Genomic DNA, 11,781 nt, shown 5'->3' with positions numbered 1-11,781 from the left:
ATAGTGTCCCGGCTCAGGACACCAGGTCAGGCTGCACGTTGAACGACCGCAAGGACGCGAGACCGTCGGCGTACCAGTGGATGTCGGTCAGGGTGGCGGGGCGCAGTTCCATCCGGAAGATCGACGACATCGGGGCCTGCAGCACCGATCGGACCATCAGCTTGATCGGTGTCACGTGGGTGACCACGACAACGGTTTTGCCCGGATGCCGGGTCAACAGACCGTCGCGTGCCGAGCGGGCCCGCCGCGCGCAGGCGTCGAACGATTCGCCGCCGGGCGGCGCGACCGTCGTCGACTCCAGCCAGGCGTTCAGGGCGTCCGGCCACTTCTCCTGGATCTCGGCGAACGTGTGCCCGTCCCAGTCGCCGAACGAGCACTCCACCCAGCCGTTGTCGACCGCGACGTCCAGGCCGAGCCGCGCAGCCACCACGTCCGCGGTCTCGCGCGCCCGCCGCATCGGCGACGTCACCACCGCGTCGATCCCGCCGAGCCGAGCCAGGTACGCCGCCGCGGCCGCCGCCTGGGCCCGACCGTTCTCGCTGAGCGCGGGGTCGTCACCACCGGAACCGGAGAACCGCTTCTCCGCCGTGTGCGGGGTCTCGCCGTGGCGCAGGAAGATCAGGTGCGTCGGCGGCTCACCCGGCGTACCCCAACCACGCATCGCCTTCTGCTGATCGGACGGCTCGGTCGCGACCGGAGCCGCCGCAGGTGCGGCCGACGGCTGCAGCGGGATCGGCACGCCGTCCAGCGCGTTGTTCGCCAGGGCATCCGCGGCGGCGTTCTGCGCTCGCGGCACCCACGTCCACTCGGTCCCGAACGGCGCCAGTCCCTGCGCCTTGATCGCCAGCGGCTGCAGGTCCGGGTGCTTGATCTTCCACCGGCCGGCCATCTGCTCGATGACCAGCTTCGAGTCCATCCGTACTTCGATCGACGCGTCCGGCGCGTACTCCCTGGCGAGCTCGAGGCCCGCGATCAGACCGGAGTACTCGGCCACGTTGTTGGTCGCGATCCCCAGCGTCTTGCCCTGCTGCGCGATCACCTTCCCGCTGACCGGGTCACGGACCAGCGCGCCGTACGCCGCCGGTCCCGGGTTACCGCGCGATCCACCGTCAGCCTCGACGATGACGTGCGAATAGGTCATGCCATGCTCTCCGACGTCCGCACGAGAATGCGGCCACACTCCTCACACCGCAGTACGGCGTCCGCCGGGGCGGCCTTGATCGCGGTGAGGTCGGACGGGGCGAGCTCCATCCGGCACCCCATGCAGCGCTTGCCGACCAGCGCCGCGGCGCCGATCCCGCCGTTGTGCTCACGGAGCCGCTGGTACTGCGCGATCAGCGCTTCCGGCAGCTCGGCGGCCACCGCGGCGCGCTTCGCCCTGATCTCGGCGCGCTGCTCGTCGAGCTCCTTGAGCGCGGCGTCCCGTGAGGTCTCGAGCTCGGTCTGCCGGCCGGCGAAGGTCTCGGCGCGACCACGCAGATCGGCCTGCACCACCTCGGCGGCCTCGAGCTTCTCCATCACCTCGAGCTCGGCGTCCTCCAGGTCCGAGATCCGCCGGTCCAGCGAACCGATCTCGTGCTGCAGGTTCTCCAGGTCGCGCGGCGAGGTGACCTGGCCCGAGTCGAGTCGCTGCTGATTGCGGGCCCGGCGCTGCCGGACCTGCTCGACGTCACTGTCGGCCTTCTTCTGCTCACGCTGCAGGTCGCTGACCTCGGTGTCGGCGGTGACCAGCTCCCGGTCGACCACGGACTTCTCGGCGGCCAGGTCCTTGAGGGCCTGGTGCTCGGGCAGCGCCGCGCGCTTGTGCGCGACCACATCGAGCTGCAGGTCGAGATCCTGCAGGTCCAGCAACCGGCGTTGGACGGCGGGCTCGGCGTTCAGAGTCGGCTCCTTAGATTCCTTGGATCGTGGTCGGCGCGCTCAGATCCGCAGGGTCCATGCGTCCGTGCAGAGCGTTGAGATGTGAGTGTCCACGGTACTGCCTCGCTGCGCCAGTCCGTTGCGCAGGAGGCGGTCCGCGTCCGCGAGCCAGGGCCACTCACTGGCCCAGTGCGCGACGTCGACCAGCGCGGGATCGCCGTACGCGCGGGCCTCGGTGGCGGGGTGGTGCCGCAGGTCCGCGGTCAGGTACGCGTCGACGCCGGCCGCACGGACGCGGTCGAACTCCGAGTCACCCGCTCCCCCGACGACGGCGACCCTCTCGATCGTCCGCTCCAGGTCACCCGAGACCCGGACACCGTGCTCGGTCCGCGGCAGGCTCTCCGCGACCAACCGGGCGAAGTCGGCCAACGGCAACGGCTCCGCGAGTACGCCGACCCGCCCGCCACCACGCTCACTCGGGAGCTGCGCCAGCTCGTAGACGTCGTACGCGGGCTCCTCGTAGGAGTGCGCGGCCGTCAGCGCCTCGATGACCGCGCGGCGTTTGCGGCGCGGCAGGATCATCTCGATCCGGTTCTCGGGGACGACCTCGATGTCGCCGACCGTCCCGATCGTCGGGTTCGCGCCGTCGAGCGGGCGGAAGGTGCCCTCGCCGGCGCCACTCCACGCGGCACGCTCGTAGCCGCCGATCCGGCCGGCGCCGGCCTTCGCCAGCGCGTCGAGCATCGCCTGCGTCTCCGCGACCGGGACGAACACGACGACCTTGTCCATCGGCTCGTCCGGCATCGCCTTCAACGGGCGGGTGTCCCGCAGTCCGATGGCGGCGGCGAGTGCGTCACTCACGCCGGGATTGGCGTTGTCGGCGTTCGTGTGACAGACGTGCAGCGCGACGTTGTGACGGATCAGGTCGTGGACGACCCGGCCCTTCGGTGTGGTCGCGGCGACGCTGTTCACGCCACGCAGCAACAACGGGTGATGCGTGACGAGCAGATCGAAACCGCCGTCGATCGCTTCGTCGATCACTTCGCGCATCGGGTCCACCGCGAACAGCACGCGCCGTACCTCCTGCTCCGGGTCGCCGGTCACCAGACCGACCGCGTCCCAGGACTCCGCCCACGCAGGGTCGTAGAGCCGATCGAGTACTGCGAGCACGTCCGCGAGCGTCGTCACGGAACCATCCTGGCATTGCCGGGAACGAATCGCTCATCACCGATCATGACGAGGCAGCGCCTGTCATGTCAGAGCCGACGCTCCAGCAGCGGCAGCCAGTCGTCACCCGCATGTCGGCCCGCCTTCCACACGATTGGCAGAGTGTTGTTCGGGCAGTTGTGGTCGGTCGCAACCAGCAGGCCGAGATCGCCGAATCCTCTAGGGCTCTTCGGCGACAGCGATCGTCCAATCGCGTCGAACACATCAACTGCGGTCTCTCGATCCTCGTCGGACTCGAAGATTTCAGAACCCTCGTCAAACGCCTTCAGACGGCTGTCGATGTCGACGGCTATCACGTTTTCCACCTGCAGATCATCCGAATCCCAAAGCTGCCGAGTGGCGGAGAGTCCCGCAGCGACAATGACATGCAGATTCTCGCGCCACGGACCGGTTAGCGAGGTAAACTTCGCGGCCGCCTCAGTCGCGACATTCCGCAATTGAGTTCCGGTGCCAGCAAGATCATCAGCAATCAGCAATATGCTCGGAGCCGAGATGCTCTTTGTAGCGCTGAGAAACCCATCCACGGTGACCACATTTGTCTTCTTGATCCGCAGCAGCTTCGTCAACGTGGTTGCGATAGCATGGCTGCTCGCACCACCGATACCGTGCTGTAGTAAGTACGCGTTCTTGGCGTAGCCACCCGAGTCGCTCTGTCGATTTGACCAGGCGGCCGTGTCCATGATTCCGGCTTTCAACGCCGGCAGTACCTCCTGGGTCATTCGGGTAGCCGAGAAGTAGCCCTCAGTCAGCAACCGTTCAGCGACTCGAAAAGCTAGGTAGCGCGCCTCGACCGGGAACTGGTCGAGCCAGGCCCCGAGCCGAACCTCTGACACAGGCTCGGCGCAGAAGATCAAATTCTGCGTCAAGCGGATCAACTCGATATTGGAGAAGGTTCGGGCGTGGGCGCCGACCTCGTTCTCAACCGCGAGTTGCCGATCCAACTCTCGTGCCCCTGCTGATCGCAGCCAGGCCGAAGCCAATGGAATCGAAAGCCGGAGATCCTGGTCCTCGGCGAGCACCACTCCCCGATCGGCCAACGACTTCGCACAGGCCAACAGATCAGCCTTCGAAGCCCCCGCGAAAAGTCCCCCCGCGATCGCGATGGCATCATCTGCTGCGACGAACGCGAACGCTTGTCCACTGGCCTGCGCAATCCCACGTAGCACAGCGCCCATCATGAGTGTTGCGCGTGCCCTGCTGTCCATACCGACGGTGGAGTCCGCCCAAAGGTGCATGAAATGCGGCGCAGACGCCGAGTCCGCGACCCGTTGCATTGCATCGTCGACCTCGCCCGACCCAACGTACGTTCGATCCAACTCTCTCATGCGTTGCCAGATCTCCTGGCCGAGCAAGGTCAGGTAGTACGGGTTGCCGCCAGCTAGGAAATGTGCTCGACTGAATGCCGACTCCTGCCATTCCAGACGCGACTCGGTCGGTCGCTCGAGCAGCTCCCGCGTCGCCTCCACCGTCTGGAAGTTCGACACCACGTACGGTGTCACCTGATTGAGCTTATGCGCTTGTGCCCCGATGATCGCCGGTAATACCTCGCTACCGATGAACATGAGACTGAGCCAGGGTTCGTCGATAATCGAACGCAGGAAGAGGAACAGTGCATCGGCCTCGGTGCCTTCATACAGACTACGTGGTAACTCGTCGAAGTCATCGAGCGCAACAAGAACCTGCTGGTCACTGGATGTGAGCACATTTGCGACTTGGCGAATCCACCGGCCTGACTTTCGAGTGAAGTTGGAATCCTCCGAGGTGACCGGAGGCTCTGGTATCAAGAGGTGCTTCCCAACGTCGAGCACAGCGTCGTAGATGGATTCGATCAAAGCAGTGACGAGCTCCGCGGCCTCTGGCCTGCCGGTCAGTACCTGGCCGAGCGGCAGATACTGGACTGCCCAGCCATCAGCTCGCATGCGGGACATTAGCGTTTTCGCCAATGACGTCTTCCCGACCCGCTTCAACCCCGTTACGGCAGCGCTGCCGCCACCCGCCACAAGCCGCTCTAAAGCGTCCAGGTCGTCAGCCCTACCAACCAGGCGGTCCGGCGCAGAGATTGTCCCTAGCTTGAACGCGTTTACGTCGTCGATCTGCCAGCTGGCGGCACGCTGGTCCTCGGCTCTCAGCATCACAGTCGCGGAGAAGACCTGCTCAAGTGGATCGCGCCAGGCGACCTCGCAGGAGAACTCGATGATCGAGGAGGACTCGGACCCGTTCGTCGCCACGTATTGCAGGACGCGCTCTGCCCCGGGCTCGATACGCTCTACCAACTGCACGGCGGTATCCATTGCGAGCACGGCCGAACTCAGAGTTACCTCGATCAATTCAGCGGTGGCGTTGCCATCATTCCGAAGGGCCACGTCGATGGTAAATGGCGCCCGGACCCCACTGCTCAGCGGGAGGCGACTGCTGAGCAGCTCAACTGTGATGTTGGGCCGAGATCCAGAGCTGAGCTCTTCATGGCGCTCGACACACTGCTCCAGCATCGCCTGAAATGCTGGCCCTAGAGTGTCCTGGAGCAGCAGACTCTCACTCTTTGCAACCTGCTCGATCAGGTTGGACAGGTCAGTGAAGAGAACTTTTGAATCACTAGCCAGCGTTGACTCCTTAGCCAAGAAGGCGCCAACCCGAGCCGATCCCTCAATGGCGGACTCAATGATCTTCTGCTCATCTTCGTCGAGAAAAATCTCGATCTTCCGCAACGGTCGATGCAACCGACGGTGGACAAGCGAGTCAGGTTTTGCCGCATCCGTCAGGTCCTGCATTCGGTATCGGAATTCCGACGCGAGGGCTTCGACCATCTGATGCGTTTGCCTCATCTGTTCGACGACGGATCCGAAATGCGTCGACCACGCATCACGCAGCCGCACCTTGGTGTCGTTGTCGTAGACAGACAGGGCTTCGCCACCTGCGACGATGGCCAACCGCGCCGCGTGCACCGCCCAGTTCGCCTGCATCTGTGGGGTCGCGGCGACGTAGTCACGCAGTACGTTGTCAGTCAGCCAATCGGCGAGGGCTTCATCGCTCGGCACACTCCTACTCGCAGCCTCGGCTGCAGAGAGGAGCGCACGACGTCGGTTGAGGAGCAGGCCGCCGTCGTTCTCTGCTAGCAGCCAGATCAGGCGCAGCCAGTTCCATGTCCGATCGCCATCGGGCGAGGTCGTTGGGCGCCAACTGCGCCCCGCCGATGCATACACATCCCATACTTCGTCGCGCGCTTCGGCGTACTTCCCGTCCTCGAAGAGAGCCCAGGCGATCCCAAGATCGCACTCCGAGTCATCGGGCTCACCAAGGTCCGGCCAGTTCCGACTGCCACTCGCATAGCCTGCCTGTTCTTGCGCAGGCAAAGCTAACCAAGGCGGACCAGGAGCCACGGCAGTCCGCCGGCGTGGTTCAGCTGTCGGCCGCGATGCAGGTACCTCCGGAGCCCGATGAATCGCTTCGGGTCGCGTGAGGCTGGCAGAGAGGATTCCTATGCGTAGGTTGAAGTCCTCGTACTCCATGCCAAACTGTCGCCGCCAACCACCTGCCTCTCCAGGGATATCAGGCAGACGATCGAGGATCGACTCGACCTCCTCGCGTTGCCGCCGATGCGTCGGCGCAACACTTAACGCCTCGATTGCCCCGGATGCGAGTACAACCCGGTCGCTGGCGGACAGCCCCTGCAGACCAAGGCTCGCACGCAAGTGAGAACCGAATCGAAACATAAAGTCGGTGAGCGCTGCGCGCGATCCCGTGACAAAAGCGCGCTGCAGCACCCGCTCGGTAAGCAGGAAACCGATCAGCGGTCGCTCGTTCCGACTCGCCGCGCCGACCGCGCGAACCAATTCACTTTCGCCAACCGATTCATACCGGCCGGAAACAGATCCGAGAACTGATCTGAGGACTCTCGCGCGGCCATCCAAAAGGTCCCGCGCAGCATCATGTGCAGGCTGCGTCACCGCGGAAGCTTAGCAATTCAAGGCGCGATATATCCGACACCCGGAATATCCGGAAATCGCGCTCACGGATTGCGACGGGGGCAACCGCCCGGTGCCCCCGTCACAACCGTGTCCGCCGGCTCAGGTGTCACGGCATGGTGGTGCGACCGCCCCGCCGCATCCACCACAACACCCGCTCCGGCGGAATCGCCCCGGCCACAGGGGGAGGGCCGTCTCGGGACGGCTTGACCGGAGCGAGTCTGGAGGGCCTAGATCACTAGATCAGCCAGGCCGTCGTGTCGCTCGGGAGCTTGTCGCCCTCGAGCGGGCCGCTGGACAGCACGACCGCGGCGTCGGGCAGCTCCACCGGAGCCGCGCCGAAGTTCGTCACGCACTGCCAGCCGCCGGAGCGGACGAAGTGCAGAACCTCGTCGTTGGTGTCGATCCACGTCAACGCGCTGCCGGTACGCAGCCCCCGCCGTACGGCGAGCGCCTTGCGGTACAGGCTCAGCGTCGACTCCGCGTCGTCCTGCTGCGCCTCGACCGAGTACGCGCCGAACCACTTCGGCTGCAGCAGGTGCGAACCGCCCGTACCGAAGCCGAAGGACAGCCCGCCGACGGTCCACGGCAGCGGCACCCGGCAGCCGTCGCGACCCTTCTCGGCACCCTTCGACCGGAAGTACGCCGGGTCCTGCAGGTTGGCGGCCGGCAGCTCGCCGACCTCCTGCAGACCGAGCTCCTCCCCCTGGTAGAGGTACGCCGAACCGGGCAGCGCGAGCATCAGCAGCGTCGCGGCGCGGGCCCGGCGCAGACCGAGCGCGACGTCGACGGTCGGCTCGGTGCCGTTGCTGAGCAACCAGTCCTTGCCGTCCTGCCAGCCGCCCTTCGGGTTCTTCGGCAGCCCGTACCGCGTCGCGTGCCGGACCACGTCGTGGTTCGAGAACACCCACGTCGACGACGAGCCGTTCTCCGCCGCGAGCGCGAGATTCTCCTCGATCACCTTGCGGAACTTCTCGTACTCGAAGTCGGCCTGCAGCAGGTCGAAGTTGAACGCCTGCCCGAGCCCATCGGCACTCGCGTACCGGGCGCGGCGCGCGGCCGGCACGAACGCCTCGGCGACCGCCGACCGCGGCGGGTCGTAGGTGTTCAGCAGCTTGCGCCAGTCCTGGTAGATCTCGTGCACGCCGTCCTGGTCCCAGAGCGGGTGCTTGCCGTTCGACTCGGACTGCCGCGGCAGCGTGGTCTTCGACGGGAACGGCTCGGTCAGGTCCTTCACGAGCGCGTGCGCGACGTCGACGCGGAAGCCGTCGACACCCCGGTCGGACCAGAACTTCAGCGTCTCCAGGAAGTCCTCACGGACCTCCGGGTGCTGCCAGTTCAGGTCGGGCTGCTCGGCCGCGAACAGGTGCAGGTACCACTGGCCGTCGTCGGTCTGCGCCCAGGCGGACCCACCGAACACCGAGTCCCAGTCCGACGGCGGCTGGTCGGGAGCGCCGTCCGGGCCGTCGCGGAAGATGTACCGGTCCCGGGCCGGGTGCCCCTTCGCGGCCTCCAGTGCCTCGACGAACCACTCGTGCCGGTTCGAGGTGTGGTTCGGGACGATGTCGACGATCAGCTTGATGCCCTCGGTGTGCAACGCGTCGACCAGCTGGTCGAAGTCCTCGAGGGTGCCGAGCCGGGGATCGACGTTCCGGTAGTCGTCGACGTCGTACCCGCCGTCGGCCAGCGCGGACGGGTAGAACGGGCTCAGCCAGACCGCGTCGATGCCCAGCGCCACCAGGTACGGGACTCGACTGATGATGCCGGCCAGGTCGCCGACACCGTCGCCGTTGGCATCGGCGAAGCTGCGCGGATAGATCTGGTAGACGACGGCCTGCCGCCACCAGTCGGGATCGGTCGTCTGCGGGGTCGTCACGATCGCCTCACTGTGAGTCTGTTGGTACCCGAAGTTTATATATAGGCTCTAAATTTAGAATCTGCATGTATTCTGCGGTGGGTACGACGACGAGGTCAAGGGGCTTTCATGGCGAAACCACCGACTACCCCGCCCACGGCCACGCCGACGATGCTGCGCCGGGTGAACGCGGGCAAGGTACTCGGCGTGCTCAACCGCGCACGGGTGATGACAGGAACCGGCCTGATCGAGGCCACCGGCCTCACCCGGGCGACCGTGCACGCGGTCTGCAACGACCTGATCTCGATGGGCTGGGTGATCGAGCTCGACCCCGGCCGGACGTCGGTCGGCCGGCCGTCGCGGCGGTTCGAGTTCAACGGCCGTGCGGGGTACGTGCTCGGCATCGACATCGGCGCGGCGAAGACGACGGTGCTGGTCTCCGACCTGCGCGGCGAGACGGTCGCCAAGGCCGGCCGGCCGGCGGTGGACGTGAAGACACCCGGCGACCGGACCCGGATCGTGCACGAGACGGTGGTCGAGGCCTTGGCGTCCGCGGGGGTGTCGGACGCCCAGATCCTCGCCGCCGGTGCCGGAGTCGCCGCCCCGGTCGACCGGGAGGGGAACATCCTGGTCGACGACGAGTTCTGGCGGCGCTTCGACCCGGGCCTCTCGCAGCGGCTCACCGACCTGCACGGCTGGCCGGTGCTGCTGGAGAACGACGCCAACCTGGCCGCTCTCGGCGAACACTGGCGGGGCGAGGCGCGCAACGTCGACGACCTCGTCGTACTGCTGGCCGGTGAGCGGTTCGGGTCGGGCCTGATGGACTCCGGCCGGCTGCTGCACGGCAGTCGCGGCGGTGCAGGCGAGATGGTGTTCCTGAAACTCGTCGAGGGCGTCGGCGACACCCACGGCATCGCCCGGATCGCGCGCGAGAACGGTACGGCGGCGGTCGCGGACCCGGCCGTGCAGACGTCGTTGCGGAAGGTCGCGACCAACGGTGCGGTGACCGCCGAGCAGGTGTTCAGCGCGGCCGCCGCGGGAGACGAAGTCGCCCACGACATCCTTCAGGACATCGCCGGCCGGACCGCCCGGGTGGTCGCGACGCTCGGCATCCTGTTCAACCCCGAACTGGTGGTGCTCGGCGGCGCCGTCGCCGAGGGTGCCCGGGCGCTCCTCCCCGACCTCGAGAAGGAGCTGGCCGGCTACACCACGACTCCGCCACGCGTCGCCGTCTCGTCACTCGGCGACGCGATCGTCTCGGTCGGGGCGGTGCGGCACGCGCTCAACTACGTCGAACAACACGCCCTCGACCTCGAACTCGGCTGCCGCCCCGACTGAGGCGCGGATCCGCCACTACCTCTCGCGAGTCAGCTCTCTGGCGATCGTCTCCAGCACAATCATGTTGCGGCCCGAGGTTGTGGCGGACGGGACGCCTTCAGGGACGAGCGCCCGGTCCTCGGGGATCCCGGTGCAGAGCACGAACACGTCGCCGGGATGACCCTGCACGAGGTGGGCGAGAGCGTCCCGCATCCATGGCGTCCGGATCGCATCCTGGATCGCGATGACGAGGGCGCGCCCCTGGGCAGCCTGCGCGGCCTCGGCGATCGCGTCGTCGCGTGATTCATCGGACTTGGCGAGATGGTGCTCGCCCCGCAGAACCACACCGTCCGCCCCGGGCGCGACGCGGGTGAAGATCTCCGGGAGGCCGGAGAAATACGGGTTCCAGGCCGGGTGCAGCCCCTGCGTCAGGTCGATCACGTACGGCGTGGCGCCGAGCGCGGGGAACGACTGCCGCGCCACCACGCGGGCGGCAACCTCACGGATCGGGGCGCCGTCGAGACCCGGCTGACGGCTGCGCGTCCTGAGACTCGCCGCGAGGGCACGGACCCGGGTGGCTGCGTCGGCGACGCGTTCAGCGGGAAGCGTCCCGGTACGGACCGCATCGGCCACGCGGGCGGTCAGCGCCTGCGGGTCCGCCGTACCGACCGCGATCATCGCGAGGTCAGCGCCGGCGCCGATCGACGCGACGGCGGCGTCCTCGATCGAGCGGTGCCTGGTGATCGCCTGCATCTCGAGCGCGTCGGTGGTGATCACCCCACCGAAGCCGAGCTCCTCGCGGAGCAGTCCGGTCAGCACCCGATGCGACAGGGTGGCCGGTTGGTCGTCGTACGCCGAGAACACGATGTGCGCGCTCATCACGACGTCCGCGCCGGCCGCGATAGTCGCCCGGAACGGGGCCAGTTCGACGTCGCTGACCTCCTCGACCGAGCGGTCCACCCGCGGCAGGTCGGTGTGTGAATCGACCGCGACGTCGCCGTGGCCCGGGAAGTGCTTCGGGCAGGCCGCGATCCCGGCGTCGTGGACGCCCTGCACGAACGCGACGCCGTGGCGCGAGACGACGTCCGCCGTCCGGCCGAAGGACCGGGTGGAGATGATCGGGTTACCGGGGTTGCTGTTCACGTCGACCGACGGGGCGAGCATCAGGTCGATGCCGAGCGCACCCAGCGTGGCGGCCGCGTCGCGGGCCGCGGCCCGGGTCAACTCGGGGTCGTCCAGGTCGCCGAGCAGCCGCGGCGAGGCGAGCGGCCACGGGTTGGCCGGCGCCAGGTGGCTGAACTCACCGCCCTCGTGGTCGATCGCGACGATCAGGTCCGGCCGCTCGGCCCGCAGGGTCGCGGTCAGTGCCTCGACCTGGTCGGCGTCCGCGACGTTCCGGGTGAACAGGATGACAGCCCCGAGGCCGCCGGCGACGGCCCGCCGCAGCTCGTCCGGTGCGGTCGTCCCGGTGAAGCCGACCACCAAGGAGCCGGCCGCGTCACGATCCAGTTGATCACTCATCCCCCAACCCTCTCGCGACCCCGGGTTCGTGCGCCAGCC

At 67.2% G+C, this 11,781-nt stretch carries 7 protein-coding genes; 1 reads left to right on the top strand and 6 read right to left on the bottom strand.

Features of this window, described 5'->3' with window-relative positions; translation table 11 throughout:
- Window positions 1-13 precede the first annotated feature (13 nt).
- The 5 genes from ACFYRH_RS11395 to ACFYRH_RS11375 form a co-directional block, all read right to left on the bottom strand.
- Window positions 14-1,141, bottom strand: coding sequence for a bifunctional RNase H/acid phosphatase (locus tag ACFYRH_RS11395; RefSeq protein WP_387771909.1), 1,128 nt, complete (start codon window positions 1,139-1,141; stop codon window positions 14-16).
- Window positions 1,138-1,851, bottom strand: coding sequence for a zinc ribbon domain-containing protein (locus ACFYRH_RS11390; protein ID WP_387771906.1), 714 nt, complete (start codon window positions 1,849-1,851; stop codon window positions 1,138-1,140). The genes ACFYRH_RS11395 and ACFYRH_RS11390 overlap by 4 nt, the downstream gene beginning before the upstream one ends.
- Window positions 1,852-1,920: 69 nt before the next feature.
- Window positions 1,921-3,048 carry a Nif3-like dinuclear metal center hexameric protein gene (locus ACFYRH_RS11385; protein WP_387771903.1) on the bottom strand — a complete coding sequence of 376 codons (1,128 nt, stop codon included), beginning with the start codon at window positions 3,046-3,048 and terminating at the stop codon, window positions 1,921-1,923.
- A gap of 68 nt (window positions 3,049-3,116) precedes the next feature.
- Window positions 3,117-7,031 carry a hypothetical protein gene (locus ACFYRH_RS11380; RefSeq protein WP_387771900.1) on the bottom strand — a complete coding sequence of 1,305 codons (3,915 nt, stop codon included), beginning with the start codon at window positions 7,029-7,031 and terminating at the stop codon, window positions 3,117-3,119.
- A 256-nt stretch (window positions 7,032-7,287) separates the two neighbouring features.
- Window positions 7,288-8,925 (bottom strand): glycoside hydrolase family 13 protein, encoded by a 1,638-nt coding sequence (locus ACFYRH_RS11375; RefSeq protein ID WP_387771897.1) that lies wholly within the window; start codon window positions 8,923-8,925, stop codon window positions 7,288-7,290.
- Window positions 8,926-9,033: 108 nt separating this feature from the next.
- Between ACFYRH_RS11375 and ACFYRH_RS11370 the strand changes: the two genes are divergently transcribed.
- Window positions 9,034-10,242: an ROK family transcriptional regulator gene (locus ACFYRH_RS11370; protein ID WP_387771893.1), complete on the top strand. Its 1,209-nt coding sequence runs from the start codon at window positions 9,034-9,036 to the stop codon at window positions 10,240-10,242.
- Window positions 10,243-10,257: 15 nt separating this feature from the next.
- On the opposite strand, the gene nagZ is transcribed toward ACFYRH_RS11370, so the two are convergent.
- Window positions 10,258-11,742: a beta-N-acetylhexosaminidase gene (gene nagZ, locus ACFYRH_RS11365; protein WP_387771890.1), complete on the bottom strand. Its 1,485-nt coding sequence runs from the start codon at window positions 11,740-11,742 to the stop codon at window positions 10,258-10,260.
- Between the last annotated feature and the right edge of the window lie 39 nt (window positions 11,743-11,781).

Origin of the sequence: Kribbella sp. NPDC004875 (assembly GCF_042873375.1) — a bacterium.
Classification (GTDB): domain Bacteria; phylum Actinomycetota; class Actinomycetes; order Propionibacteriales; family Kribbellaceae; genus Kribbella.
This window is presented reverse-complemented; position numbering and strand designations above follow the sequence as displayed.

What these genes read in the sequence shown, in the direction of transcription:
- ACFYRH_RS11395 (WP_387771909.1), bottom strand. Translation starts at nt 1,141, where the DNA reads ATGACCTATTCGCACGTCATCGTCGAGGCTGACGGTGGATCGCGCGGT.
- ACFYRH_RS11370 (WP_387771893.1), top strand. Translation starts at nt 9,034, where the DNA reads ATGGCGAAACCACCGACTACCCCGCCCACGGCCACGCCGACGATGCTG.
- nagZ (WP_387771890.1), bottom strand. Translation starts at nt 11,742, where the DNA reads ATGAGTGATCAACTGGATCGTGACGCGGCCGGCTCCTTGGTGGTCGGC.